At 57.3% G+C, this 24931-nt stretch carries 27 protein-coding genes and 1 other RNA gene; 19 read left to right on the top strand and 9 right to left on the bottom strand.

From position 1 onward, the window contains the following. Nucleotides 1-9 precede the first annotated feature (9 nt). The 3 genes from tatB to KO499_RS06085 are packed head-to-tail and all read left to right on the top strand — an operon-like array spanning nucleotide 10 to nucleotide 1981. A complete protein-coding gene (gene tatB, locus KO499_RS06095; RefSeq protein ID WP_215982805.1) occupies nucleotides 10-483 on the top strand; it encodes a Sec-independent protein translocase protein TatB in 474 nt (157 codons plus the stop codon). Further along, the gene (tatC, locus tag KO499_RS06090) at nucleotides 480-1265 is read left to right on the top strand and encodes a twin-arginine translocase subunit TatC (RefSeq protein ID WP_215982804.1); all 786 of its coding nucleotides are present in this window, start codon (nucleotides 480-482) and stop codon (nucleotides 1263-1265) included. Before tatB ends, tatC begins: the two co-directional genes overlap by 4 nt. Beyond that, on the top strand, nucleotides 1262-1981 hold the full coding sequence (locus KO499_RS06085) for a 16S rRNA (uracil(1498)-N(3))-methyltransferase (RefSeq protein WP_215982803.1): 720 nt from the start codon (nucleotides 1262-1264) through the stop codon (nucleotides 1979-1981). Before tatC ends, KO499_RS06085 begins: the two co-directional genes overlap by 4 nt. A 14-nt stretch (nucleotides 1982-1995) precedes the next feature. On the opposite strand, the gene KO499_RS06080 is transcribed toward KO499_RS06085, so the two are convergent. The 5 genes from KO499_RS06080 to KO499_RS06060 are packed head-to-tail and all read right to left on the bottom strand — an operon-like array spanning nucleotide 1996 to nucleotide 7381. Further along, nucleotides 1996-2910: a DUF808 domain-containing protein gene (locus KO499_RS06080; protein WP_215982802.1), complete on the bottom strand. Its 915-nt coding sequence runs from the start codon at nucleotides 2908-2910 to the stop codon at nucleotides 1996-1998. Nucleotides 2911-2929: 19 nt separating this feature from the next. Next, nucleotides 2930-4153 carry a UbiH/UbiF/VisC/COQ6 family ubiquinone biosynthesis hydroxylase gene (locus tag KO499_RS06075; protein ID WP_215982801.1) on the bottom strand — a complete coding sequence of 408 codons (1224 nt, stop codon included), beginning with the start codon at nucleotides 4151-4153 and terminating at the stop codon, nucleotides 2930-2932. Continuing rightward, the gene (ubiH, locus tag KO499_RS06070; RefSeq protein WP_215982800.1) at nucleotides 4146-5429 is read right to left on the bottom strand and encodes a 2-octaprenyl-6-methoxyphenyl hydroxylase; all 1284 of its coding nucleotides are present in this window, start codon (nucleotides 5427-5429) and stop codon (nucleotides 4146-4148) included. Before ubiH ends, KO499_RS06075 begins: the two co-directional genes overlap by 8 nt. 6 nt (nucleotides 5430-5435) lie before the next feature. After that, nucleotides 5436-6755 carry a Xaa-Pro aminopeptidase gene (gene pepP, locus KO499_RS06065; protein ID WP_215982799.1) on the bottom strand — a complete coding sequence of 440 codons (1320 nt, stop codon included), beginning with the start codon at nucleotides 6753-6755 and terminating at the stop codon, nucleotides 5436-5438. A gap of 26 nt (nucleotides 6756-6781) precedes the next feature. Beyond that, a complete protein-coding gene (locus KO499_RS06060) occupies nucleotides 6782-7381 on the bottom strand; it encodes a UPF0149 family protein (protein ID WP_215982798.1) in 600 nt (199 codons plus the stop codon). Between the two features lie 136 nt (nucleotides 7382-7517). Between KO499_RS06060 and KO499_RS06055 the strand changes: the two genes are divergently transcribed. Next, entirely contained in the window at nucleotides 7518-8126 is a 609-nt protein-coding gene (locus KO499_RS06055; RefSeq protein WP_215982797.1) for a ZrgA family zinc uptake protein, read from the top strand. A 25-nt stretch (nucleotides 8127-8151) separates the two neighbouring features. Here the strand turns inward: KO499_RS06055 and KO499_RS06050 are convergent, their stop codons facing one another. After that, the gene (locus KO499_RS06050) at nucleotides 8152-8628 is read right to left on the bottom strand and encodes a DUF3299 domain-containing protein (protein WP_416240385.1); all 477 of its coding nucleotides are present in this window, start codon (nucleotides 8626-8628) and stop codon (nucleotides 8152-8154) included. Between the two features lie 112 nt (nucleotides 8629-8740). On the opposite strand from KO499_RS06050, the gene KO499_RS06045 reads away from it, so the two are divergent. From KO499_RS06045 to KO499_RS06020, 6 genes are all read left to right on the top strand, one after another. Beyond that, nucleotides 8741-9457 (top strand): ABC transporter ATP-binding protein, encoded by a 717-nt coding sequence (locus KO499_RS06045; RefSeq protein WP_215982796.1) that lies wholly within the window; start codon nucleotides 8741-8743, stop codon nucleotides 9455-9457. Continuing rightward, on the top strand, nucleotides 9454-10728 hold the full coding sequence (locus tag KO499_RS06040; RefSeq protein WP_215982795.1) for an ABC transporter permease: 1275 nt from the start codon (nucleotides 9454-9456) through the stop codon (nucleotides 10726-10728). Before KO499_RS06045 ends, KO499_RS06040 begins: the two co-directional genes overlap by 4 nt. A 92-nt stretch (nucleotides 10729-10820) precedes the next feature. Then, entirely contained in the window at nucleotides 10821-11027 is a 207-nt protein-coding gene (locus KO499_RS06035) for a TIGR02449 family protein (RefSeq protein WP_215982794.1), read from the top strand. Beyond that, nucleotides 11027-11323: a cell division protein ZapA gene (locus tag KO499_RS06030; RefSeq protein ID WP_215982793.1), complete on the top strand. Its 297-nt coding sequence runs from the start codon at nucleotides 11027-11029 to the stop codon at nucleotides 11321-11323. The genes KO499_RS06035 and KO499_RS06030 overlap by 1 nt, the downstream gene beginning before the upstream one ends. Nucleotides 11324-11385: 62 nt before the next feature. Beyond that, a non-coding RNA gene (ssrS, locus tag KO499_RS06025) (6S RNA) lies at nucleotides 11386-11566 on the top strand. Between the two features lie 4 nt (nucleotides 11567-11570). Next, nucleotides 11571-12206 carry a 5-formyltetrahydrofolate cyclo-ligase gene (locus tag KO499_RS06020; protein ID WP_215982792.1) on the top strand — a complete coding sequence of 212 codons (636 nt, stop codon included), beginning with the start codon at nucleotides 11571-11573 and terminating at the stop codon, nucleotides 12204-12206. Here the strand turns inward: KO499_RS06020 and KO499_RS06015 are convergent. Together KO499_RS06015 and ilvA are read right to left on the bottom strand one after the other, a co-directional pair. Continuing rightward, complete coding sequence (locus KO499_RS06015) at nucleotides 12188-12349, bottom strand: hypothetical protein (protein WP_215982791.1); 162 nt, start codon at nucleotides 12347-12349, stop codon at nucleotides 12188-12190. The genes KO499_RS06020 and KO499_RS06015 overlap by 19 nt on opposite strands. Nucleotides 12350-12522: 173 nt before the next feature. Then, nucleotides 12523-14088: a threonine ammonia-lyase, biosynthetic gene (ilvA, locus tag KO499_RS06010; protein ID WP_323133333.1), complete on the bottom strand. Its 1566-nt coding sequence runs from the start codon at nucleotides 14086-14088 to the stop codon at nucleotides 12523-12525. Nucleotides 14089-14209: 121 nt separating this feature from the next. Here ilvA and rpiA point away from each other — a divergent pair, with 121 nt between their 5' ends. The 3 genes from rpiA (at nucleotide 14210) to ppa (ending at nucleotide 16822) form a co-directional block, all read left to right on the top strand. Beyond that, the gene (gene rpiA, locus KO499_RS06005) at nucleotides 14210-14890 is read left to right on the top strand and encodes a ribose-5-phosphate isomerase RpiA (RefSeq protein WP_215982789.1); all 681 of its coding nucleotides are present in this window, start codon (nucleotides 14210-14212) and stop codon (nucleotides 14888-14890) included. A gap of 145 nt (nucleotides 14891-15035) precedes the next feature. After that, nucleotides 15036-16175, top strand: coding sequence for an acyl-CoA dehydrogenase family protein (locus tag KO499_RS06000; RefSeq protein ID WP_215982788.1), 1140 nt, complete (start codon nucleotides 15036-15038; stop codon nucleotides 16173-16175). Nucleotides 16176-16294: 119 nt separating this feature from the next. Continuing rightward, nucleotides 16295-16822 (top strand): inorganic diphosphatase, encoded by a 528-nt coding sequence (gene ppa, locus KO499_RS05995; RefSeq protein WP_215982787.1) that lies wholly within the window; start codon nucleotides 16295-16297, stop codon nucleotides 16820-16822. 73 nt (nucleotides 16823-16895) lie between these two features. Here the strand turns inward: ppa and KO499_RS05990 are convergent, their stop codons facing one another. Further along, a complete protein-coding gene (locus tag KO499_RS05990) occupies nucleotides 16896-17945 on the bottom strand; it encodes a DUF2333 family protein (protein WP_215982786.1) in 1050 nt (349 codons plus the stop codon). 444 nt (nucleotides 17946-18389) lie between these two features. Here KO499_RS05990 and KO499_RS05985 point away from each other — a divergent pair, with 444 nt between their 5' ends. The 6 genes from KO499_RS05985 (at nucleotide 18390) to KO499_RS05960 (ending at nucleotide 24840) form a co-directional block, all read left to right on the top strand. Next, nucleotides 18390-20003, top strand: a complete 1614-nt coding sequence (locus KO499_RS05985; protein WP_215982785.1) for a diguanylate cyclase — start codon at nucleotides 18390-18392, stop codon at nucleotides 20001-20003. 313 nt (nucleotides 20004-20316) lie between these two features. Continuing rightward, on the top strand, nucleotides 20317-20757 hold the full coding sequence (gene aroQ, locus KO499_RS05980) for a type II 3-dehydroquinate dehydratase (RefSeq protein WP_215982784.1): 441 nt from the start codon (nucleotides 20317-20319) through the stop codon (nucleotides 20755-20757). A 27-nt stretch (nucleotides 20758-20784) separates the two neighbouring features. Continuing rightward, the gene (gene accB / locus KO499_RS05975; protein ID WP_215982783.1) at nucleotides 20785-21243 is read left to right on the top strand and encodes an acetyl-CoA carboxylase biotin carboxyl carrier protein; all 459 of its coding nucleotides are present in this window, start codon (nucleotides 20785-20787) and stop codon (nucleotides 21241-21243) included. A gap of 18 nt (nucleotides 21244-21261) precedes the next feature. Continuing rightward, nucleotides 21262-22608 (top strand): acetyl-CoA carboxylase biotin carboxylase subunit, encoded by a 1347-nt coding sequence (gene accC / locus KO499_RS05970; protein ID WP_228339765.1) that lies wholly within the window; start codon nucleotides 21262-21264, stop codon nucleotides 22606-22608. Between the two features lie 2 nt (nucleotides 22609-22610). Then, nucleotides 22611-23507, top strand: coding sequence for a 50S ribosomal protein L11 methyltransferase (gene prmA, locus KO499_RS05965; protein ID WP_215982782.1), 897 nt, complete (start codon nucleotides 22611-22613; stop codon nucleotides 23505-23507). 61 nt (nucleotides 23508-23568) lie between these two features. After that, the gene (locus tag KO499_RS05960; RefSeq protein ID WP_215982781.1) at nucleotides 23569-24840 is read left to right on the top strand and encodes a DUF3426 domain-containing protein; all 1272 of its coding nucleotides are present in this window, start codon (nucleotides 23569-23571) and stop codon (nucleotides 24838-24840) included. Nucleotides 24841-24931: the final 91 nt, after the last annotated feature.

The following is a 24931-nucleotide window of genomic DNA, read 5'->3' as shown; positions in this document are numbered from 1 at the left end:
CCAGGCTGAATGTTCGATATCGGCTTTCTTGAGCTGCTCATCTGCGGCGTCATCGCACTGTTAGTGCTTGGCCCCGAGCGTCTGCCCACGGCGGCCCGTGCTGCCGGCCGCTGGGTGGGCGGCGCGCGTCGTATGGTCAGTCAGTTCACATCGGAACTGGATCGGCAGCTGAAAGCCGATGAACTGCGCGAAGAGCTTCGCAAGGCAGGGGATGTCGGCCTGGACGACGTTCAGAAAAGCGTGCGTGGCGCCCTGGACGAAGCTAAAAAGTATGAGCACATGATCCTTCCCGAGAACGAAACCCCGAAGCCAAGACCCGCACCGGCAACCCGTCGCGTTGCCGGAGCACAGGCAACGGGCGACACCTCGGACCAGGGTCAGCCCGATGCCGACACTGTCTCACAGAGACCTGACGCCGCCTCTGACGGGCACGAACAACCATCAACCAGAAGCCCACAAAGCCCGCCGGATAACCGTTCATGAATGCAAAGCCCGACGGCAACCAACTGCCTCCGGAACAACAGGAAATGCCACTGATCGAGCACCTGCTCGAACTGCGCAACCGCCTTCTGAAAATGGTGCTTGCGGTGCTGGTTTGTTTCGCTGCCATCTACCCGTTTGCCAATGAGTTATACCTGTGGCTGTCTGAGCCTATCCGCTCCTTGTTGCCTATCGGCCAGACCATGATCGCAACGGATGTCACTTCTCCGTTCTTCGCGCCACTGAAACTGGCTCTGGTTCTGTCGGTGTTCGCCGCCATACCGATTATTCTCTACCAGCTCTGGAGCTTTATTGCACCGGGTCTCTATGCCCACGAGAAACGGCTGGCCTTTCCTCTGCTGTTCACCTCGGTGATCCTGTTTTATATGGGCGCAATTTTTGCCTATTACGTGGTTTTCCCGCTGGTGTTCGGCTTTTTCACGGCCATCGGGCCAGAAGGCATTGTTGAGCTTCCGGACATCACCAGTTACCTCAACTTCGTACTCAAGATGTTCTTCGCCTTCGGCGTGGCCTTTGAAATCCCCATCGCCACCGTGCTGCTGATCCTTACAGGCGCCACCACGCCGGCAGATCTGGCGGCCAAGCGCCCCTACGTAGTGGTCGGCTGTTTCATCATAGGAATGATGCTGACACCGCCGGATATTATTTCCCAGACCTTGCTGGCAGTTCCCATGTGGATCCTGTTTGAGGTTGGCATTGTGTTCGGCCGACTGGCCAAACGGGAAGTGTCAGAGCCGGAAAGCGACAGGTCTGCCGGCGAATGAATCTGGCCTTGCTGTTCGATGAAGATTTCATCGCTGTTGATCGCGTTATTTTACGCGGTCGACGCCTGTCTCACCTGCGGTCTGTCATCAAGGCCACTGCAGGCGATACGGTACCCGTTGGCCGTGTCGATGGTCAGCTCGGGACCGGCGAGGTAGTGCAGGTCAGCGATACCGAGGCGGAACTCCGGGTGGTGCTGGATCAGCCACCACCGGCACCACTTCCCCTCACTCTGATCCTGGCCATGCCCCGGCCTAAAATGTTCCGACGTATTCTGCAAACCTGCGCCACTCTGGGTGTAAAAGACCTCTGGCTGATCAACAGTTACAAGGTGGAAAAGAGCTTCTGGCAAACGCCTTGGCTGGAACAAAAGCAACTGCAGGAAAATCTCACTCTGGGACTTGAGCAGGCAAAAGACACCCTGATGCCACGGGTGCAGATTCGCAAGCTGTTCAAGCCATTCGTGGAAGACGAATTACCGGCGCTTTTGGCGGATAAACAGGCATTGGTGGCTCACCCCGGAACCTCTACCCCCTGCCCGGTTCACCTGAACCGGCCCACGGCTCTGTGCATAGGTCCGGAGGGAGGTTTTACGGCTTACGAAGTCGGAAAACTGGAAGAGGCCGGCTGTCAGAGCGTCCATCTGGGCCCACGGATCCTGCGCGTGGAAACCGCGGTACCGGTGCTGGTCAGCCGGTTATTCGACGCCTGCCTCTGAGGACGTTGGTCCTGTCAGGCGGCTCTCGCTTGCCACCATCGTGCAAGCGGGGTAATGACGGCCACCAACACAGCACCGGCGGCTACACCGAACAGCCCATTGGCGACCGTTGGCACCACGACGCCCGCCACACCACTGAACCCCTCGGCAAAATGGTGAATGGTGTCATAGATCGGAGTAAAGCCGTGGGTCAGGATGCCTCCACCCACAAGGAACATCGCGAGTGTGCCCAGCACGGACAACGTTTTCATCAGGTAGGGCGCCAGCCATAGAATTCCCGACCCCAGCCCTTTCAGCAACGGGTTGTCTTTCTGGCTGAGGTAAAGGCCTCCGTCATCCAGTTTCACGATCCCCGCTACCAGGCCGTAGACACAGGTTGTTATCAGGATGGCAACCACCGCCAGAACCATGAACTGCATGCCGATGGTCTGGGTCGTTACCGTTCCCAGGGTGATGGCAATGATTTCGGCTGAAAGAATGAAATCCGTACGGATAGCACCCTTGATCTTGTCCTTCTCGATTGCCCGCAGGTCAGCATCCGGGCTTCGCAATGCCTCGTGCAACTCCCCTTTGCGTTTCTGGACTTCCTCCCGGTGAAGGAATTTGTGCACCAGCTTCTCAAAACCCTCGAAACACAGGAAGGCACCACCCAGCATCAGCAACGGTGTGACCAGCCAGGGCATGAAGAAACTGATCGCAACCGCCGCCGGTACCAGTATGGCCTTGTTGATCATCGAGCCCTTGGCCACGGCCCAGACCACGGGTAACTCCCGAGCGGGCTTCACGCCCGTTACCTGCTGGGCATTGAGCGCCAGGTCGTCACCGAGGACACCCGCGGTTTTTTTGGTGGCGGTTTTGGTCATCAGGGCAACATCGTCCAGCACTGTGGCGATGTCATCGATCAGAACTAGAAGACTGCTTCCAGCCATCGGAATCTTCCTTTTCTGTTTAGCCGTTCAGACCCATGGCCTCAGCAGCAATGCGATTTTTGACCGGTCCCAGCTGGTTGAGCCAGCGCAGTCCGGTATTGCGCAACCAACGGACAGACAGTTCATCACGGCCGAACAGCTGCTTGAAACCCTCCATGGCCGCCATCATGCTCAGGTTCTCACCTTTTCGACGACGCTGATAACGCGCAAGCGCCAGATCGTTGGCTGGACTCAGGCCGGCGCGTTTTGCCCGCGCGAGTTCGTCCAGCAGGGCACGTACATCACCATAGCCCAGATTAGCACCCTGTCCCGCCAATGGGTGAATGGTGTGTGCAGCGTCGCCCACCAGGGCAAAGCCGGGCGCGATGTAGTCCTTGGCATGACGCTGGCGAAGCGGGAACGCAAACCGGCTGGAAACCGCTTCAACCGCCCCGAGTTCGCGCTCAATGGCGCGTTCGAGTTGTGCAGAAAATTCCCTGTCGCCCAGGGCCATCAGCCGACGGGCTTCCCTGGTGTCCTGGGACCAGACAATGGAACAGAAATGCTCATCACCGGACTCGGTCAACAGAGGCAGGAAGGCCAGCGGACCAGTCAGTGAAAACCGTTGCCAGGCGGTAAACCGGTGGCTCTGGGTGGTTCGGACCGTGCACACAATGGCCTGCTGGTCGTAGTCCCACTCCCGGGTCGGCAGGCCCACCCACTGACGCAGACGGGAATTGGCACCGTCACAGCCCACCACCAATCCGGCACACAAAGACTGGCCATCTTCCAGTTCAACCGTATAGCCGTCCGACAACCGTCTACAGCCAGTTATTTTGGCCCCTTCCATCAGCTCAACCGCACTGTGTTCCAGAGCCCTGAACAGTGCCCGCACGATGCTGCGGTTCTCGACAATCGTGCCCAGGGCTTTAGCCTGCAGTTCAGCGGCTTCAAACTGTATTCGCCCCGTGCCGTCTCCATCCCAGACGGTCATGGTCTGATATGGACAATGCCGGCCAGCGGTAACTTCGGCCCAGACGCCAAGCTGCTCCAACAACTGCTGACTGGCAACCGATATGGCACTTACCCGCGGCTCAAAATCTTCAACGGCAACGACTGAGTGCGGTGCCTGAACCAGGGTGCCGTGATCAGAACCCTCAACCAGCCCCACACGCCAGCCCTGGCGTGAGAGCCCGAGAGCCAGAGCGGCCCCGATCATGCCGCCACCGGCCACCAGAATATCAAAGCTCTTTGCCTCACTCATGACCCGGCGCCTCCCGATTCAGATTTCCGGGTCGCCCAATCATCGCCCGGCGGCCGCCCAGGCCCATGGCCTTGCGGGCAAACCAGCGCTTTGCTCCGGGCAGAAGGTCAAGCCCCACCAGCCCGGCATCCCGGGCGGCCGTTACCGGTAGCATGGAATGCCCGAACAGGCGTACGAGGGAATCGGAAAAACGCGCGGTCTGCTGCCAGTCCCGTTTGTGCAGATCCTGGTACCGCTTCAGCACGTCAAGATCGCCAATGGATTTGCCCTGCTCTTCCGCCAGCCGAAACTGCTCGACCAGTGTCATCAAGCCTCTCAGCGCGAGATTGAACCCCTGTCCAGCCACCGGATGCAGTGCATGGGCGGCGTTGCCCACCAAAGCCACTCCGGAACGCACCGGCTCAGCCACCGTGGTCAGGGTCAGCGGGTAATGGTGGCAGGTACCGATACGGGTGAACCGGCCCAGACGCCAGCCAAACCGGTCCTGAAGCCAGCGACACTTCTCCTCGTCTGGAAGCCCCAGAACCTCCCGCAACGCCTCGTCGGATAAGGTCCACACCAGTGCGGACTGATGTGCAGCCCTGGTCGATGATCCGTGGGGCAAGAGCGCCATGGGACCTGTATCGGTGAATCGCTCAAAGGCGGTAAACCCATGGCTTTCACTGGTGGAGACGTTGGCGATCAGGGCATTCTGGCCATAGCTGTGACGATCAGGCCTGAAGCCAAGTTTTTCCCGCAGGCCGGAGCGACCGCCATCCGCGACCACCAGGCAGCGGGCTGTCAGTTCCCGGGCATCCTCGCCATCCTCCGCCAGCCGGACCCGGACGCCGCCAGACGTGGGCGTCATATCCGTCACTTCCGCCGGTGCCCGCCACTGAACTCCGGTTTCCAGCAACTCCCGCATCAGGCATAAGCCCATCCAGCGATTATCAGCCACGTAACCCAATGCCTCCTGACCATGTTCTGCAGCATGCAGTCGGGTGGCACCAAAGTGCCCGCGGTCAGAGACATGGATATGCTCAATTGGCGTGGCATGCTCGGCAAGCCGATGCCAGAGCCCAAGCTCTTCGAAAATCAACCGGGAGCCCCAGGCCAGCGCGGTAGAGCGCGCGTCGTAGCTGGGCTGATAGGCTTCCGGCAAGGCATCGGGTGACAGCGGGAACGCCTCGACCACGGTCACCCGGAGTGACGGCACCATTCGCGCCAACGCCAGGGCCAGAGTAGCTCCGGCAAGGCCTCCGCCGGCAATGATCAGGTCGGTATCAGGCTTGGTCACAGGATGTCAGTCCGCCATCAGCGCTTCGATTTCTGCAATCGTCTTCGGAACAGCATCGGTCAGGACCCGGCAGCCGTCTTTGGTCACCACGACATCGTCCTCGATGCGTATACCGATGCCACGCCACTTCTCATCCACATCGGTGTTATCGGGCGCAATATACAATCCCGGTTCGACCGTCAGAGCCATTCCCGGCTCGAGCTGACGCCAGGCATCACCCACCTTGTAATCACCCACATCGTGCACGTCCAGACCTAGCCAGTGGCCAGTCCGGTGCATGAAGAAAGGTTTGTAGGCTTCGTTGGCAATGGCATCTTCCAGTGTGCCGGACAACAGCCCCAGATCAATCAGTCCCTGTGTCAGAACCTCCAGTGCTGCCTCATGGGGCCGGTTCCAGTGATTCTCCGGAGATACCGCCTCAATGGCCTGGTATTGCGCCGCCAGAACGACTTCGTATAGGGCTCGCTGCTCATTGCTGAACGTTCCACTGACCGGGAAGGTGCGGGTAATGTCGGAGGCGTAGCACTGATACTCGCAACCGGCGTCGATCAGCACCAAATCGCCATCTTTCAGCGGCGCGCTATTCTCTATGTAATGGAGGATACAGCCATTGGTGCCACCACCCACGATCGACGGGTAGGCCGTTGATCTTGCGCCATGCTCCATGAAGGTGTGGATCAGCTCGGCCTCCAGGTTGTACTCGAAACCACCGTTGCGGGCTCTCTTCATGGCCCGGCAGTGGGCTTCGGCACTTATCTGGCCCGCCTTGGCCATGATCTTGATCTCATTGGCGCTCTTGTAGAGCCGCAAGTCATGAAGCAGGTGTTCCAGTGCCACAAATTCGCCGGGCGGGTGCGCACCACTGCGAACCTTACTACGAATCAACTTCACCCAGTCCATAACCCGGGCATCGAAATGATCGTCTTTGCCCAGGGGGTAATACACTCTGCTACGACCTTCGATCATACCCGGCAGAATGTCGTCGATGTCGGCAATCGGGAAGGCATCATCCAGTCCGTAGCTTTCGATGGCGCCCTCCGGCCCCACCAGGAAACCGTCCCAGAGCTCCTTCTCCGGATTCCGCTCCTTGCAGAACAGCACAGACTCGCCATGCTCGCGTCCCGGAATCAGCGCCAGCACGGCTTCCGGCTCACCAAAACCGGACAGATAATGGAAATCGCTGTCCTGGCGGAACGGGTGCAGTACATCCCGGTTGCGCACACGCTCCGGCGCCGCCGGGATAATCGCGATGCTCTCTGGCGCCATACGCTCCATCAGCTTACGACGGCGCTCGGCAAACTCCTTAACGGGAATCATGGAGTTCATAGTCTCTCCTGCAGTCAGGACCCTGTTCAGTGCAGGGTCGGCGAATCAGACTTCGGTGCCTCGGGGGCATTGAATTCGGTAAAGACGGCGAGCGCCCCCAAGCGGACATATTCCGTGATTTCCAGCAATTGTTGCTCGCTTTCGTCGTCGGCTTCCTCGTCGTCGGAAAGCTGGCTGATGGCCACCATATCCTCGATCAGCTCGCGGATCTCTTCGGGCGCCTGCCCCAGCGACTCTCCGGCCGAAAGCGCCATGCCCTCAAGAAACCCCCGAACCCAGGCCACCAGAGCTTCCAGCCGCTGTGCAATGGCGTAATCGTCATCTGGCAGTAAAGGATGGAAACTCATGTCAGACGATTTCAAGAGCGCCAGTGTCTGCTCATATGCCTTGCTCATGAACGGCGCAAGATCATCAGATTCTTCTGCTGCACCCTCAGGCAGGCCCATGTACTCACACACCATCGCCAGCCATTGCGGTTCTTCTATACGGGATCCGGCCGCCAGGCGACCACACAAGACACCATGCAATTCGGATGGATGACTGAACGCCTTATGAGCGGTAAAAACGTTAGCCCAGCGCTCGAACTCAGCGGCACGGGCAGCGCCGGAAGTGTCGGATTCTGACATGAAACAGGCAGTTCCTGTGTTAATGAATTAGGGCTCTATCCTAGCATTCAGGGGCTGCCAAGGCACTGCCTGTTGATTTTTATCCGGGAACTGAACACTATGTTATAACATATCTTTTTTGCACAGAGACGAGACCATGACCCCATCAAAACTATCGGGTGCCATCCTGGCCGCCACCCTTCTGACAGTCGGCTCCGTGTCCGCCAGCGATAACCCGGGCGCACACCAGCACGGACATGCCGAGCTGCAATTTGCAATTGACCAGAATCAGATCGATCTTGTGTTCACCTCTCCGGCCTACAACCTTCTGGGATTCGAACACCGTGCCCGCTCAGAGGACCAAAAAACGCTGGTTAATGAAACCACCCACTGGCTCGGAGAGACGCCCCTGGTGAATACACCAGAAGCCGGCTGTACCGTCGTCAGTGCGCAGGTGCATCATCAGGCAGGCGGGGATGACCACGAGGATGAACATGAGCATGAGCATGAACATGAGCACGAGCACGAGCACGAGCACGAGCACGAGCACGAGCATGACCACAAAGACGAAAGCTCTCACTCGGATATCGAAGTCACCCAGACCCTGACTTGCCCAAACCTGAATGTTTCTGACGCACTCTCAACGCCACTCACAGAGCGTTTCCCCGAGATTGAGCACCTTAACGTCGAGTGGGTCTGGTCAGGAGGTCAGGGTTCCGGACGCCTGAACCACGGTGAGACCAGTGTCAGCTTAGGCGCCGAATAACGGCGCGTACGGGACTGCTGCTCAGCTATTCGTCGTATGGCTCAACGTCAGTTGCAACCATGGAATAAGAAGACGTGCCAATGGCAGTCTCTGTGCGATCTATAACCAGTTTGCCTTCAATCCAGACCGGATCGTACAGAGCCTCCAGGGTAAAGCCTTCTTTATATTTGACGTGAATAATCTGATTCGGAGGTGGCGGCGGCACGTGAATGCAGGCCCCGTAGTATGGCACCAGGAAAAACTCCAGGATACGCATATCCCGGGTCGTTTTCAGGGGAACGACAAACCCGGGGATACGGCCTTCTACGTCACCCATTTCCGGCACAACCCGGCCTGTCATGATCTCGTCCGGCAGAAGCGGCGGACCATCGCCCTCATGCTCAATCTCTGGCATATTCTCCAGCAGAGCAAGATCCTCGGCCGGCATCAACTCAAGCCAGTCAATATCCCGGGTTTCGGCCCGGCCTGTCACGGGAAGCAAGAGCACCAGAGCAAGCACCATGAAAAGAGGCTGCGCAGAGCGCCAACGTGCCGGGACAAGAATCATCGGATCAAATACTCCTGAGACTGAATTCGGGAAAACGCCATCATACACCGCGTAGACAGCAACCAACATGACCAGCATGACAGGCTCAGACAACAACAGTTCCCGGCGGACAGAAACTGCCATTGACACCCGTGACCTGGGCTTCTCCTGGCACCCACAACAGGACATCCTCGCCTTTCCGGACATCACTCTGAAACGGGGCGAACATCTGTTCCTGCACGGCCCAAGTGGCAGCGGAAAAAGCACCCTGCTGAGCCTTCTCGCCGGCATGCTTCGCCCGGCAAGCGGCTCTGTCCAGGTACTGGGGACGGACATCCACAGGCTTGGCGCCAGCGCCCGTGACCAGTTCCGGGCCGACCACATGGGCGTGATCTTCCAGCAGTTCAACCTGGTGCCCTACCTGAACACTCTGGCCAACGTTACCCTGCCCTGCGGGCTGTCGCCTCTGCGCAGCAAGCGCAGCGAACCCTCGGTCTCAGCCGAAGCCGAGCAACTGCTCAACGCCCTCTCGATCCCTGAAGATCACTGGCATCGCAAAGTGACGAGGCTCAGCATCGGCCAGCAACAGCGAATCGCTGCCGCCCGGGCGCTGATAGGTGCCCCCGGGCTCATCCTCGCAGATGAACCGACCTCGGCACTGGATGCGGACAACCGGGACCGCTTCCTCGAACTTTTGTTGAATCTGGCACACCGCCACCACACCTCGGTCCTCTTCGTCAGTCACGACCAGTCCCTGGCCCATCATTTTGGCCGTCAGCTTGAACTGCGGGGTAACCGGACATGAAAGCAAGACTCGCCCTGTCACTGGCATTTGCCAGCCTCTGGCACCGCAAAAAAGTACTGGCTCTGGTATGCCTGACCCTGACCCTGAGCGTTTCCCTGCTTCTGGGCATCCAGTATCTGCGCACCGAGGTCAAACAGTCCTTCACCAGTACCATCAGCGGTACCGACCTGATCGTCGGCGCCCGCAGCGGCCAACTGAACCTGCTTCTGTACACCGTGTTTCATATTGGCGATGCCACCAATAACATTCGCTGGTCGACTTACCAGAGCCTGAAGGACGATAGCCGCCTTAAATGGTTGATCCCGATCTCCCTGGGAGACAGCTACCGGGGTTACCGGGTCGTCGCAACCGATGAAAACTTTCTGGCCCATTTCCGCTACGGCCAGGATGTGCCGCTGGAGTTGGCCAAAGGACAATGGTTTGCGAGCGTCTTTGATGTGGTCCTGGGGGCCGGTGTCGCCCGATCGCTTGGGCACCAGACCGGAGAAGACATCGTGTTGTCCCACGGCGGCGGACGAACCAGCTTCTCCAACCACGAGGACACACCCTTTACGGTCACTGGCGTATTAGAGCCCACGGGCACACCGGTAGACCAGGCCGTGTATATAAGCCTGGATGGCATGGAAGCCATGCATGTGGGTTGGGAATCCGGTGTGGCCATACCGGGCCGGACTCTGACCCGGGAGCAGGCAGAAGGCCGGAAATTCACACCCGACGCCATTACCGCCGCATTTGTCGGCATTGAACGAAAGGTACTGACCTTTCGTCTGCAACGGGAGATCAATCAGTTCGCCGGAGAGCCGTTATCAGCGATACTTCCAGGTGTTGCCCTGAGCGAACTCTGGCGCCTGATGGGCCAGTTTGAGCGGGCGTTGCTTGGCATCACCGGTTTTGTGGTGATTACCAGTCTGATCGGTCTGATCGCGGTTCTTCTTACGCTCCAGACTCAACGCGCCCATGAGATTGCAGTTTTACGCGCAACCGGTGCTTCCCCGGCACTGATCGCTTCGCTCTATATTCTGGAGTGTGTAGCCCTTGCAGTGGTCGCCTGCCTGTTGGCTCTGGCTATCGGAACAGCAGGAATCTTTCTGGCAAGCCCCTGGCTATTGGCGAACTACGGCCTGCAGATCACCCTGCGCCCCCTGACATCCACGGAATGGGCACTACTGGGCTCGGTGCCGGTGGCTGCCCTTGCGGTGGCACTGATACCAGCGTTTAACACCTGGCGGCAGAGCCGCCGGCTCGGATTCGGCGAGGCCGCGGATCAGTGACAGGCATCGCAATGACAAGCCTGTAAATTGACCGACTTAGCGTCGACACTTATAGTTAGTCGACACTACCTAAAACCACTGCTGGGCACGTCATGGAACAGTCCGAAGTACAGGCATTAGCGGACAAGCTGGACAGGCTGATCGACCGCTGTCAGAAACTTGAGCGGGACAACGCCACGTTGCGGGAACTGCAGGATGACTGGAACCGGGAACGGGCCCAGCTGGTGCAGAAAAACGATCACGCGAAGCATAAGATCGAAGCCATGATCAGCCGCCTTAGGGCCCTGGAGCATCACTGATGGCACAGCAATCCACCACGGTTGAGGTAAAAATCCTCGACAAGGAATATCTAGTCGCCTGTCCGGAGGAAGAACAGGAAGCCTTGCTCCGGGCCGCCAGACACCTGGACAACAAGATGCGGGAGATTCGCGCCAGCGGCAAGGTCTTCGGCACCGAGCGCATTGCCGTTATGGCTGCTCTGAATATTACCCATGAACTGCTCGAACGAGACACCATGTCAGATGCTACCAGCACGTTATTGCGGGCCATGGACAATAAGCTCGACGGCGCCCTCGGCGACGGTTCTGGCCAGTAAATCCGCAGAGAATGTCAGACAGGTGTTGCAATCGGCCCCGACCCTACCCGTATAATGGAATCAACTTCCTGGGCTGTTCGCTAGGTCGGATACGTCCTCGAGCCGATGCGCACTACCCAGGTGGCTACTTCAGGGCATTGTGAGCATGTCCCCGACAGGGGAAAGCCTAATATGTCACAGCGGCCACCGACCTTGAACTCTGGGTTCAAGGGCCACATCCGATAACGGCAGCCCGGGAAGCTTTATTTTGAGCCAGTTGATCGAGCCTCAACCGTTTCAATCCCATCCGGACACCCTTTCACGCAGTGAACTTCGCAGACACCTGCGCCGGCATCGCCGTGCATTGAGCTTCGAGCAACAGGAAGAGGCTGCCGAGCACCTGGCCCTGAACCTGCTCAAAAACCCCGACTTGCACCGCGCCCGGCACATTGCCATCTATCTGCCCAATGATGGTGAGATCAATCCTCACACCTACCTGGATATCGCCCGTCGCAAAGGTATTCACTTCTACCTGCCGGTACTGCACCCGATTCATGAAGGAAGGCTGGTGTTCAGCCCCTACCGCGATGGTACGGAGCTCACGGCTAACCGTTTCGGTATCCCGGAGCCAGCGTTCAGTAAAGGCTTGCGGCGCCCGGCCTGGGCACTGGATGCGGTATTATTTCCATTGGTGGGATTTGACGAACAGGGCGGAAGACTGGGAATGGGCGGCGGCTTCTACGACAGGACCTTTGCCTTCAGCCGGACACGGCCAAGACTCGCCCCGAAACTGATCGGCCTTGCCCATGATTTCCAGAAGGTAAAAAAGCTGCCGGTAGAGCCCTGGGACGTGCCCCTGCACAGCGTGGTAACTGATAAACGGCGCTACCGGTTCAACGGCTGATTCATAACCTGAACAGAACCGACAAGGCTGCTTACCCTGGCGCTTTTACTTTCAGAAGCGTGGATGGATGCGAAACCGGTTATCACAAGGCCGATGGAAAAAATCAGCAAAATGGCTTTGATGATGTCAGGCTTGCCGCCCATGGCTTCAGTTCCTCAAGATTCGGTTTTAAAAAGATTAGGAAATCAGTGAGCTATTACTGAAATCAAGAATCAGAAGAAAGACTAACAGCTATCTCTGCCTTTACAATTTTTTACAGATTAAAGTTCGGTAAGCTTGAAGCCAGGCCTACACTCAGAGCCCGGCTCAATCCGCCTTAACTCGAACTAGCGCTCCCCTGCCCCAAAAACAGCTGATAGGCCTCATTGTCCGTCATGTTCTCGTAGCGGAAGCCGACCTTATCAAGCATTGCCTCAAAGTCCTTTACTTCATCGTCATCAACCTGCGCGCCCAGAAGAACACGACTGTATGCTGCACCATGATTCCGATAGTGAAACATGGAGATATTCCAGCGGGTCCCCAATGACATCAGGAACTTCAGCAATGCTCCCGGGCGCTCCGGAAACTCGAACTGGAAGACCTTCTCATTGGTGATCGTGGGCGCGTGCCCGCCCACCATGTGGCGAATGTGCTGTTTGGCTACGTCGCTGTCGGTGAGGTCAACCACCGAGTACCCGTTTTCCCGCAGATCCTGAACCAGATCATCACGCCCATGGCCGCCCGCAGCAATCTGGATGCCAACAAAAATTGTGGCGCTGGCAGCATCGGCATACCGGTAGTTGAACTCGGTAATACTGCGTTTGTGCAGAGCATTGATGAAGGTCTTGAACGCACCCGGCTTTTCCGGAATGGTCACCGCCAGGATCGCCTCGCGCTTCTCGCCTACTTCTGTGCGCTCGGAAATATAACGCAGGCGGTCGAAGTTCATGTTGGCACCACTCAGGGTGGCAATCAGGTTTTCGCCCTCAACCTTTTCCCGCTCGATGTATTTCTTGATACCTGCCACGCCCAGCGCACCAGCCGGCTCGGCGATAGAGCGGGTATCCTCGAACACATCCTTGATAGCAGCGCAGATTTCGTCGGTGGAAACAGTGATCACCTCGTCCACATGATCCTTGCAGATATCCCAGGGGTGCTTGCCAATCTGCTTGACCGCCACACCGTCGGCAAAGATACCCACTTCGTCCAGCACCACCCGCTTGCCCGCCTTCATGGCAGCCTGCAGGCAGTTAGAATCTTCCGGTTCAACGCCGATCACCTTGATTTCCGGACGCAGATACTTGATATAGGCCGCCATGCCGGCAATCAGCCCGCCACCACCCACACAGATAAAGATCGCGTGGATCGGCTTACTGAACTGCCACATGATTTCCATAGCCACCGTACCCTGACCGGCAATGACATCGGGATCATCGTACGGTGGAATGTAGGTATAGCCGTGCTTCTCAATCAACTCCTGCGCGTGGGTAGCCGCCTCATCGAAGGCATCGCCCTTGAGAACCACCCTGGCACCGTGATCACGCACCGAACGCACCTTGATCTCTGGCGTCGTCTGCGGCATGACAATCACCGCCTTGATACCCAGTTTCTTGGCTGCCAGGGCGACACCCTGGGCGTGATTACCGGCAGAAGCACAGATTACGCCCTTGGCTTTCTGTTCCTCAGAGAGCTGCGCAATCCGGTTGTAGGCACCGCGAATCTTGAAGGAAAACACCGGCTGAAGATCTTCACGCTTGAGCAGAATATTGTTGCCAAAGCGCTTGGACAGACTACGAGCTTCAGTCAGGGGTGTTTCGATGGCCACGTCATAGACGCGCGCATCGAGAATCTTCTTGATGTAGCGTTGCGGCATAGCAGTTCCGGCTTTTGGTTGATGTGTGATTGATAACTGGCTGGGAAAAACCGACAGTGTAGAAAGTTTGCACGGCAGCCGTCTATAAGCAGACAGCTCTTAGGCGCTATAATGCGCGCAAATTCAACCTGATTTGCACCCGGAGCCTCCCATGACCCAGGACGAACTGAAAAAAGCCGTCGCCCAAGCTGCCATTGACTACATTGCCCCCCGCCTTGATAGCGAGAGCGTGATTGGCGTGGGCACGGGGAGCACCGCCAATTTCTTTATCGACATGCTGGCCGGACTGAAAACCGAATTCGACGGTGCCGTTGCCAGTTCCGAGGCAACCGCCGAGCGCCTGAAAAGCCATGGTATCCCGGTCTATGACCTCAACAGCGCGGGTACGCTGGAGTTCTACGTGGATGGTGCCGACGAATCCAACGAGCGACTGGAACTGATCAAGGGTGGTGGTGCCGCACTAACGCGGGAGAAGATCGTGGCCGCGGTTGCCAAGACGTTTATCTGCATCGCCGACGAATCCAAGATGGTGGGCGTTCTGGGCACATTCCCCTTGCCGGTAGAAGTAATCCCCATGGCGCGCAGCCATGTTGGCCGGGAAATCGTGAAGCTTGGCGGCGATCCGGTATACCGGGAAGGGGTCGTCACCGACAATGGCAACATCATTATCGATGTCCACAACATGGATATCTCTCAGCCGATCCGCGTGGAGGAGCAGCTCAACAACATCGTCGGCGTGGTCACCAACGGCCTGTTCGCTCGCCGACGCGCAGACCTGCTGTTACTTGGCACCAAGGACGGCGTCAAAAGCATCCCCAGCGAAAGCGCCTGACCAACATCCGCCGTTTACCGATTTTCCAAGCTGGCCCACAGGCCAGCTTTTTTATTGCCTGACTGGCACAAAACCAAGCGCTTGCTTGGTGCCGGTATTTGAGTGACACTGCTTTGCATTGATTCCGATCAGAGGGAGCTTCCCAGTGTCCGACTACTTCAACGAAACCCACGAGCACGTCCGTGCGACCGCCCGCAAGTTCATCGAAACCCAGGTTCTGCCGAACATTGAAGCCTGGGAGGAAGCAGGAGAATTTCCCCGAGATCTCTACAAGAAAGCAGGCGACGCGGGCCTGCTGGGCATTGGCTTCCCCGAGGCATTGGGAGGCATCGGAGAAGGCGACATCTTTATGAAAGTGGCGGTTTCCGAAGAGTTGATGCGCTCCACCTCCGGCGGCCTGGTCGCCGGCCTAGGCTCCCTGGATATTGGGCTGCCGCCAGTTGCCCGGTGGGCAAAAAAAGACATCCGGGAACAGATCGTGCCGCCGGTTCTGCGAGGCGAAAAGATCGCCGCGCTCGCCGTAACCGAACCTGGAGGAGGTTCCGATGTTGCCAACCTGAAAACCCGGGCGGTCAGGAACGGCGATCATTACCTCGTCAACGGCAGCAAAACCTTCATCACCAGCGGTATGCGCGCCGACCACTACACCGTTGCCGTACGCACCGGTGGCGAAAGCCATGGCGGCATCAGTCTGCTATTGATCGATCGGGACATGCCCGGCTTCTCCACCGGTAAAAAACTGAAGAAAATGGGCTGGTGGGCCAGCGATACCGCAGAACTTTTCTTCGAGGACTGCCGGGTTCCTGCAAACCGTCTGATTGGCGCCGAAAACGCCGGCTTCATTGCCATCATGAGCAACTTTCTGTTTGAACGACTCAGCCTGGCCATCATGGCCTACATGACTGCCCAGCTCGCCTACGAGCAGGCACTGGAATACACCCAGCAACGAAAGGCGTTCGGGCGCAACCTCACAGGGTTCCAGATAACCCGCCACAAACTGGTAGATATGGCCACCCAGATCGATGTGGCCCGCGAATACACCTACCGCTGCGCGGCACTCATGCAGGCCGGCAAGAACCCCATCAAGGAGGTGGCTATGGCCAAGAACTTCTCGGTGGATGTCTGCGAAAAAGTCACCCGGGAAGCGGTACAACTGCTCGGCGGTATGGGGTATATGCGGGAAACCGTAGTCGAGCGTCTGTATCGGGACGCCAAAATCCTCTCCATCGGTGGCGGCACCACCGAGATCATGAAGGAGCTTATTGCCAAGCAGATAAAACTATAGCGGCCCGCCCTGAATTCAACGACCAAGGTTTAGTTTCGAACTGCAGGAGACTCCCGTATAATTGCGCCCACTTTTTAACCGCAGTTAAACGTACCTTAACGTACCAGGAAGGATCGCACATGCAATTCGACAACATCCCCGCAGGCAAGAACCCGCCTGAAGACATCTACGTTGCTATCGAAATTCCGGCCAACAGTTCACCCGTAAAGTACGAGCTGGACAAAGACATGGGCGCTCTGCTGGTAGACCGCTTCATGGCCACCCCCATGTTCTATCCGGCCAACTATGGCTTCATCCCGCACACTCTGGCTGATGACGGTGACCCGCTGGACGTGCTGGTTGTCACCCCCTACCCGATCCAGGCAGGCTCAGTGATTCGGTGCCGTCCGGTGGGTATCCTGAATATGGAAGACGAAGCCGGTGGTGATGCCAAGCTGGTTGCGGTTCCCCATGACAAGCTGACCACCACCTACCACGACGTAAAAGAAATCGACGATCTGCCGGAACTGCTTCGCAACCAGATCCAGCACTTCTTCGAGAACTACAAGACACTTGAACCAGGCAAATGGGTCAAGGTGCAAGGCTGGGACAATGCCGAAGCCGCCAAGAAGGCTATTGTGGACTCCGTAAACGCCTACAAAGGCTAAGCCTCTCTTTCGAGGGCACAAAAAAACCGGGCTCTACGCCCGGTTTTTTGTTTCTGGAATCAGTGCTCTGTCATTAGCCCCGAGACAGCAGATCCCGCATATCACTGATCGCAGAGTTAGCCCGGGAAAGGTAAGCTGCCATAGTCAACGAATGGTTCGCCAGCACACCAAAACCACTGCCGTTGAGGATAACGGGGCTCCACATGTCGCCCTGGGCACCTTCCAACTCGATGATCACCTGCCTCACGCTGGCCATGGCGTTCTTGTCCTGCAGCACTTTCCGGAAATCCACTTCGATTGCCCTGAAGATGTGCAGAAGCGCCCAGGAACTACCGCGAGCTTCATAGAAAACATCGTCGATTTTCGTCCAGGCGGTTTTCACATCTTCGCCCGCGGCGCTCTCAGCCAGCGGATCCTGATCACCCGCACTCTCAACGGTATCTGCTACCGAAGCCTTGCCGACGCTTTCACCAAGGGTGCGCGACAGACTTCCGAGCCGAGTCTCCAGGTCCGCAAGCCAGTTACCCAGGTTATCGGCACGAGCAAAAAACTGGGCGTCGGCCTGCTGAGGATCCGACAACCGGTCCAGATAGCGTTTTAAAGCAGTGATGCCGCGTCGATACTCAGCTTCGGTCGACGGAATTGCCCAGCTCTCGCTGTCAAAATGGAACTGGGGCTCGGCAATAATCAGATCCTTGTCTTCCGCTGACTGGCTCTGGGATCGACTGACATCTTTGCGCATGGCCCGAGAAAGGTCACGCAACTGGACCAGCACGCCGTATTCCCAATTCGGCATGTTATCCAGCCAGAGTCCCGGCGGAAAAATGTCGTTGGAAATGTAGCCGCCAGGTTTGTCCAACAGGGTTTCCGCAATGCGGATCATGGTGACCGTTGTGGCAAAACCGGTGATAGGCTCCCTTTCCATGGTATTGGCAACCGAGCGGGTATGCTCGCGCACAGAAAAGGTGTCAGGCTCACTGCTCCAGATCATGCCCAGCACAAGTGCCACCAGCAAATAGACCACAATCAGCGCCAGAACCAGCTTGCCAATCACACCGCCGCCGGAATAATCCTGAACATCGTCTTTCTTGTCCCTGAAGTACTGTCTGATTTTGCCTGGCATATGACTCTTGATCCCCTGTCTTTGAATTATCAGCAGCAAACGGCCAGCCCAGATGGTAACCCATGGCTCCGCCAATACCCAGTTTACAGAGTACCGAGGATAGCGCCGCGGTTTCCACTCCTGCGGCAAACACATTTACGCCGAGGACCTGTGCAACAACACCGCTGGAGGATCACCCGCAGGCGCATTGCGCGACGGACTACCACACACTTCTGTTTCGGCGTTCCCGGGACCTGCTTCCATGCCGTTACGAAATTCTTGAGATTGGCTGTGAACCAGCCGACCACATGATTGTGACCTGTACCGCAGAGTTGACAAACATTTACAAAGCACGGCCTACGCCGGCAACGTTAAACACTATAGACTCAGAAACAGGACTACAGTTGAAAATCGTCCGCACCGGGGAACGACGACCAACAACGAAAAGGGACAGGCCCGAGCAACATGAACGATGAAAGCCAGAAAGAAAAACTCAGGCAGCACTTTGCCCGCCGTGTAACGACCCAGGCCCGGGTTGTTCTGGATACCTGGCAGAAAATACACGAAGACCGCGACAAGGCCGCGGCCCATCGTGACGAATTTGCCGCCGCCGCGGACAAGCTCGTGCGCTACGCCCAACGCTTTGAAATGGATGGACACGCGAAGGCCGGGCAGACCACCCTGAAACTCATACAACAGTGGGAACCGGGCCGGGCACTGAACGAAAGCCTTGAGCGGCAATTGCAGGACGCCATTGAAACCCTGTCTCAGAGCACACTGCGCAGAACCGATCTCAACAGCTCAGAGGCACCACATCAGTTTCGTCGCACGCCGGTTTACATCGCTCTCGCCAACCAGGAAATGGCAGGCCGCCTGATCAGACAACTGGAGTTTTTCGGCTTCCGGGCCTCAGCGTTTCCCAGTGCGGAAGAGCTGACAGAGGCCTGCGGCCTCCATAAACCGGAAACCATCCTGGTGGATGTCAATTTCGGTGGCACTCCCAATGCCGGCATCACCACCATTGAGCAATTACAGGATCGCCACGATACCCCTATCCCCATCATCTTCATGAGCGATGAGGACGGCTCTATCGAAACCCGCCTGCAGGCTTCCCGATGCGGGGGAGAAGAGTTCTTCTATCCAGCGGTAGATCCCGGCCAGCTCATCGAAAAGATAGAAACCTACACACATGGCAACACAGTAGAACCCTACAAGGTGCTGGTGCTCGATGACTCGCGCGCGCAGGCGAAATACATGGAGACGGTACTGAAGAAGGCGGGCATGTCCGCTCACATCATTACCGATCCAATGCAGATCATCCACGCCCTGGAAGAGTTCTCCCCAGAGATCATTATCCTGGACATGTATATGCCCGGCTGCACGGGCATGGAAATCGCCCGGGTGATCCGCCAGCAGGACCGATTCCACAGCGTGCCGATCATTTACCTTTCGGCAGAAGAAGACGTCAGCAAACAGCTCCATGCCATGAGCCTCGGGGGCGACGACTTTCTCACCAAACCGATCGATCCGAAGCACCTGATTGCCACCATACACAACCGTGGACGGCGTGCCCGTTCGCTGCTGGCGCTGATGATCCGCGACAGCCTGACCGGTTTGTTTAACCACACCCACACGCTCCACCTTCTTGACCAGGAAATCGTCCGGGCACAGCAAAAAAGCCAGTCTCTGTGCTTTGCAATGATTGATATCGACTACTTCAAAAAGGTGAACGACACCTTTGGCCATCCCATCGGCGACCGGGTGTTACGAAGCCTGTCCATGTTCCTCAAGCAACGCCTGCGAAAGACCGATCACATCGGCCGGTATGGCGGCGAGGAATTTGCCATTATCCTGCCCAATACCCGGCCTAGCGACGCCCGTAACGTTCTGAACGAAATCCGGGAGCGGTTCTCTGAACTGCAGCAACCGGCCGGCGACCGGGAATTTAACGTGACCTTCAGCTGCGGAATCGCGGCCTGGGACGGCGGCAACTCCCAGGTATTATGCGAAAGGGCGGATCGGGCGCTTTACGCGTCCAAGGAACTTGGCCGCAACTGCGTAACGCTCGCCGACACCTGATTCCGGGCCAACCTGACCCGCTCGACCCTCGATAACTCTCCCGACAATTTGTCGGCGGACATGGCTCAGAGCCGGCCTGACTGCTACCTTTTATGAAACCAACGTCGTATAGAAGTTCGGAACGCCGTTCACGACAATGATTGTCATCAGCGAGAGGGGTTCGTTTCCGTTCATTTGCCGGCTTTTTACGACTAAATGACAACAGGGACGATGATCAAAAAGTGTTGATCTGAACAAAACAAGCACGCACCATTGACGGAAACTGCCGTTAACTTCGGCGATCCTGTAAAAAGACATCAAGGCAGACAGAACCATGTCGACAATCCTCGTGCTCCATGGCCCTAACCTCAACATGCTCGGTACACGCGAGCCGGAGGTCTATGGATTCGAGACACTGGCGGACATTGACGACCGATTGCGCTCACAGGCAGCAGAGCATGGTCACCATCTTCTGCACCTGCAATCAAACGCTGAATACGAACTGATTGACCGGGTTCACGAAGCCCGGGCGGAGGGCGTGGATTTTATCATTATCAATCCCGCGGCTTTCACCCATACCAGCGTAGCTCTTCGGGATGCCATGCTGGCTTCGGGAATTCCGTTTATTGAAGTGCACCTTTCCAACGTGCATGCACGGGAACCGTTCCGGCATCACTCCTATTTCTCGGATATCGCCGAAGGCGTTATCTGTGGACTCGGCAGCCAGGGGTACGACCTCGCACTCCTTGCGGCCCTGAAACGCATTCATCGATAGACCTGACAAAACGGGACTGGACTGACTATGGATATTCGCAAAATCAAGAAACTGATCGAGCTGCTCGAGGAATCTGACGTCGAAGAGCTGGAGATTCACGAGGCCGACGACTCGGTACGCATCTCCCGCCGTCGCGAGCCGGCAGCCGGCGCACAATATGTAAGTCACTATCCGGCGCCAGCGCCTGCTCAGCAACCAGCGCCGGCTCCCGCGGCACCTGCCCCGGCCGCTGAAGCGCCAGAAGCGCCTTCCGGACACGCCGTGAAGTCACCCATGGTCGGCACGTTCTACCGCTCACCCTCGCCCACCGCCAAGGCGTTTGTGGAAGTGGGCCAGACCGTCAATGTGGGTGACGTCATCTGCATCGTGGAAGCCATGAAGATGATGAACCAGATTGAAGCCGACAAGAGCGGCACAATCCAGGACATCCTGGTCGAAAATGGCCAGCCGGTTGAGTTTGACCAGCCCCTGGTCGTCATTTCCTGAACACGGTGATAGCTACTCATGGCCATGTTAGAAAAAGTTCTGATCGCAAACCGGGGTGAAATTGCCCTCCGGATACTGCGTGCCTGCAAGGAGCTGGGCATCAAGACCGTGGCAGTGCATTCCCAGGTCGATCGAGACCTTATGCACGTGCGTCTCGCCGATGAATCCGTCTGTATTGGCCCGAACAGCCCGACCGACAGCTACCTGAATATCCCGACCATCATCAGCGCCGCAGAAGTGACCGACTCTGTGGGTATTCACCCCGGCTACGGTTTCCTTGCAGAGAACGCCGATTTCGCCGAACAGGTGGAAAAAAGCGGCTTTCGCTTCATCGGCCCGAAGGCCGACACCATTCGCCTGATGGGCAATAAAGTGTCGGCCATCAATGCCATGATCAAGGCCGGCGTGCCTACCGTGCCTGGCTCGGATGGCCCTCTTGATGACGATGAAGAGCGGACGTTGCGGATTGCCCGGGAAATTGGCTACCCCGTCATGATCAAGGCCGCATCCGGCGGCGGCGGTCGCGGAATGCAGGTTGTTCATTCGGAAGCCGCGCTGCTGAAAGGTGTCCAGATCACCCAGACTGAGGCCAAGAACGCGTTCGGCGACCCGACGGTTTACCTTGAGAAATTCCTGGAAACCCCACGTCATGTCGAAGTACAGGTACTGGCCGACATGCACGGCAACTGCATTCATCTTGGCGACCGTGACTGCTCTATGCAGCGTCGGAACCAGAAGGTGATCGAAGAAGCCCCGGCACCGGATATCAACCCGGAATCCCGGGAACGCACCCTGAAAGCCTGTACCGATGCCTGCAAGGAAATCGGCTATGTGGGCGCTGGCACCTTCGAATTCCTGTACCAGGACGGCGAATTCTATTTCATTGAAATGAATACCCGGGTCCAGGTAGAGCACCCAGTCTCCGAAATGGTCACCGGCGTTGACATCGTCCGTGAGCAGCTGCGCATTGCCAGCGGCCTGCCGCTGCAATATTCGCAGGATGACATCCGCATTTCCGGGCACGCCATGGAGTGCCGGATTAATGCGGAAGACCCGAAAACCTTTGTTCCCAGCCCAGGCAAGGTCAAGCATTTCCATGCTCCCGGCGGCAACGGCGTCAGGGTCGATTCGCACCTGTACAGCGGTTACACAGTTCCTCCTTACTACGATTCCCTGGTGGCAAAATTGATCACCTGGGGCGATGACAGGGATATCGCACGGCGCCGAATGAAAAATGCATTGGATGAACTGGTGGTTGAAGGAATTAAAACCAATCAGCCTCTGCATCGGAAATTGGTACGCGATGGTGGCTTTAAACAGGTAGACTTCACCATCCACTACCTTGAGAAACTGATGCGGGATTAATCATGCCCTGGATACAACTCCAGATCCCGGCTGATCCGGACAATGCGGATCAGCTGGAAGATTTGCTCATGGAGATGGGCTCTGACGCCGTCTCTATGGAAGATGCTGCCGACCAGCCCCTGTATGAACCTGACCCCGGCACCACCCCTCTCTGGAGCCAGACCACTGTGACCGGATTGTTTGAATCCGGTCGCGACATCGAACAGTTGTGTGCCGATATCCGGAACGCCTGGCATCAGCAAACCCAGCAGGCACTGTCGGACATCGACGTTACGCTGGTTGAGGATAAGGACTGGGAGCGGGCCTGGATGGACGATTTCCATCCCCTGAAATTCGGAGAACGGCTCTGGATTGTGCCCAGCTGGCACGATGCTCCGGACCCTGACGCAGCCAATCTGATGCTGGATCCTGGCCTGGCTTTCGGTACCGGTACCCATCCGACGACGGCCCTGTGCCTGGAGTGGCTGGATGGCCAGAACCCCGAGCGCAAGCAGGTCATCGATTACGGTTGCGGCTCCGGCATTCTTGGTCTGGCGGCACTGCTGCTTGGCGCGGACCATGTCATTGGCGTCGATACAGACCCCCAGGCTCTCGAAGCCAGCCGGGAGAATGCCCGGCGTAATGGTGTCAAAGACAGCAAGCTGGATCTGTTTCTGCCAGACAACGAACCCGAGACCAAAGCCGACATCATGCTCGCCAACATCCTGGCCCAGCCTCTTATCAGCCTGGCTCCGCATCTGGCATCCCGGACCAGAACCGGGGGTGACCTGGTGCTGTCTGGCATACTGTCCAGTCAGGCCAGAGAAGTGATGGCCGCCTACGAACCCTGGTTCGTAATGGACGAGCCTGAACAGCGGGAAGAGTGGATACGCCTCACAGGACGGCGCAACGACAGGTGACGAACTCGGTCTTAACATCTAAACTCGGACACTCGTAGCCTCCTCGCTTTCAGGAAGAAGCATGACCCAGAGCAGCTTGCAGACCCAGTGCCCCAATTGCCAGACCCGCTTCCGGGTAACCGAAGAACAGCTTGGTATTGCCAAGGGCAAAGTGCGCTGCGGGAACTGCATGAAGGTGTTCAATGCCATTGAACACCAGGTTATCCCCGGCGAAGGTGGACGAACACAGGCGTCCCAAACCCAGCCAAAGCCCGCAGACTCCTCGTCATCGGACACCTCAGGCTCCGGCCTTAGCGAAGAGGATTTCGTCTTTGCCGACAACCCCGAAGAGGATGCGGCCGAAGGGCGTTACGAAGGCACAAAGCTCACCTTCTCCGACGATGAACTCAGTGACAGTTTCCGCAACTTTGATGAACGTGATGAAGCGGTCTTCGAAGACACTGATACCGAAAACGCCGGTGAGAAGATCGATGAAAGCTGGGCCGAAGCCATTCTGCAGGATGACGAGTTTACGCCCGAGAAACCCTCGGCTGTCGAGCCCCCCGAACCGATTTCTGAACCAGAGCCTGAGGAACCGGCACCAGAAGAACCCGAGCCGGAGCCGGAGCCGGAAGCCAGACCGGAACCCGACTATGAGCTAGGTTTTGAAGAAGAGCCCGTGTTCGAGCATATCGAAGCCCCCTCTTCCAATGACCGTCAGTCCGACCAAGATACCGATCCATTCAATGACTATGTGGATGAATCCGGTTTCGATCTGGATGAACCGGATCGGCCAGCGGACACCTTTCACGCCGAGCCCCCCTTCCGGGACCTGCGGCGTGATCCCATTGCCGTCGATTCCGGAAGCAGCGGAATCAGAACCATGATCTGGAGCTTTATCGTATTGGGCTTGATAGGCGTTCTGATTGCGCAGGTCACCTGGTTCCAGTTCGACCGTCTTTCAGCTATCCCTGAATTGCGCCCGTTTTACGAGAAGGGCTGTGAACTGGCCGGCTGTGAGCTCAACCCCCTGATCAATGTCGAAGCCATACAAAGCCGGAAGCTCGTGGTTCGGACCAACCCGGACAATCGCTCGCAACTGGTAGTCGATGCGGTGATCATCAACCGTGCCGATTTCGAACAGCCCTTTCCTGCCATTGCCCTGACCTTCTCCAACCTGAACGGCGACGTGGTTGCCCAGAGCCTGTTTACGCCGGATGAATACCTTTCCGGAGCCGGCAGGGAACTGGACGCCATGCCAACGGACACCCCCGTGCGAATTGCCATCAATATCCGGGACCCCGGCCGGGACGCGGTTAACTACAACATCCTGTTCCGCCCGGACAGTCCTTAATGCGGTAAGCGAGCGTTTACTCGACAAGCATTGACTACGGGCATCGCATAGAACAAAAGTCAACCAGACAGGGCGAAAAATAATCAGTTTT

Source organism: Marinobacter sp. F3R08 (assembly GCF_018860425.1).
Lineage (GTDB): Bacteria > Pseudomonadota > Gammaproteobacteria > Pseudomonadales > Oleiphilaceae > Marinobacter.
This window is presented reverse-complemented; position numbering and strand designations above follow the sequence as displayed.

Bases quoted from the DNA above. Each gene is read 5' to 3' on its own strand.
- rpiA (WP_215982789.1), top strand. From the start codon at position 14,210: ATGACCCAGGACGAACTGAAAAAAGCCGTCGCCCAAGCTGCCATTGAC.
- KO499_RS06040 (WP_215982795.1), top strand. From the start codon at position 9,454: ATGAAAGCAAGACTCGCCCTGTCACTGGCATTTGCCAGCCTCTGGCAC.
- KO499_RS06045 (WP_215982796.1), top strand. From the start codon at position 8,741: ATGACCAGCATGACAGGCTCAGACAACAACAGTTCCCGGCGGACAGAA.
- tatC (WP_215982804.1), top strand. From the start codon at position 480: ATGAATGCAAAGCCCGACGGCAACCAACTGCCTCCGGAACAACAGGAA.
- KO499_RS06080 (WP_215982802.1), bottom strand. From the start codon at position 2,910: ATGGCTGGAAGCAGTCTTCTAGTTCTGATCGATGACATCGCCACAGTG.
- KO499_RS06050 (WP_416240385.1), bottom strand. From the start codon at position 8,628: ATGGTGCTTGCTCTGGTGCTCTTGCTTCCCGTGACAGGCCGGGCCGAA.
- KO499_RS06015 (WP_215982791.1), bottom strand. From the start codon at position 12,349: ATGGGCGGCAAGCCTGACATCATCAAAGCCATTTTGCTGATTTTTTCC.
- KO499_RS06035 (WP_215982794.1), top strand. From the start codon at position 10,821: ATGGAACAGTCCGAAGTACAGGCATTAGCGGACAAGCTGGACAGGCTG.
- accB (WP_215982783.1), top strand. From the start codon at position 20,785: ATGGATATTCGCAAAATCAAGAAACTGATCGAGCTGCTCGAGGAATCT.
- KO499_RS06075 (WP_215982801.1), bottom strand. From the start codon at position 4,153: ATGAGTGAGGCAAAGAGCTTTGATATTCTGGTGGCCGGTGGCGGCATG.
- KO499_RS05960 (WP_215982781.1), top strand. From the start codon at position 23,569: ATGACCCAGAGCAGCTTGCAGACCCAGTGCCCCAATTGCCAGACCCGC.
- accC (WP_228339765.1), top strand. From the start codon at position 21,262: ATGGCCATGTTAGAAAAAGTTCTGATCGCAAACCGGGGTGAAATTGCC.
- aroQ (WP_215982784.1), top strand. From the start codon at position 20,317: ATGTCGACAATCCTCGTGCTCCATGGCCCTAACCTCAACATGCTCGGT.
- pepP (WP_215982799.1), bottom strand. From the start codon at position 6,755: ATGAACTCCATGATTCCCGTTAAGGAGTTTGCCGAGCGCCGTCGTAAG.
- ppa (WP_215982787.1), top strand. From the start codon at position 16,295: ATGCAATTCGACAACATCCCCGCAGGCAAGAACCCGCCTGAAGACATC.
- KO499_RS05985 (WP_215982785.1), top strand. From the start codon at position 18,390: ATGAACGATGAAAGCCAGAAAGAAAAACTCAGGCAGCACTTTGCCCGC.
- KO499_RS06055 (WP_215982797.1), top strand. From the start codon at position 7,518: ATGACCCCATCAAAACTATCGGGTGCCATCCTGGCCGCCACCCTTCTG.
- tatB (WP_215982805.1), top strand. From the start codon at position 10: ATGTTCGATATCGGCTTTCTTGAGCTGCTCATCTGCGGCGTCATCGCA.
- KO499_RS06085 (WP_215982803.1), top strand. From the start codon at position 1,262: ATGAATCTGGCCTTGCTGTTCGATGAAGATTTCATCGCTGTTGATCGC.
- KO499_RS06030 (WP_215982793.1), top strand. From the start codon at position 11,027: ATGGCACAGCAATCCACCACGGTTGAGGTAAAAATCCTCGACAAGGAA.
- KO499_RS06060 (WP_215982798.1), bottom strand. From the start codon at position 7,381: ATGTCAGAATCCGACACTTCCGGCGCTGCCCGTGCCGCTGAGTTCGAG.
- KO499_RS05990 (WP_215982786.1), bottom strand. From the start codon at position 17,945: ATGCCAGGCAAAATCAGACAGTACTTCAGGGACAAGAAAGACGATGTT.
- prmA (WP_215982782.1), top strand. From the start codon at position 22,611: ATGCCCTGGATACAACTCCAGATCCCGGCTGATCCGGACAATGCGGAT.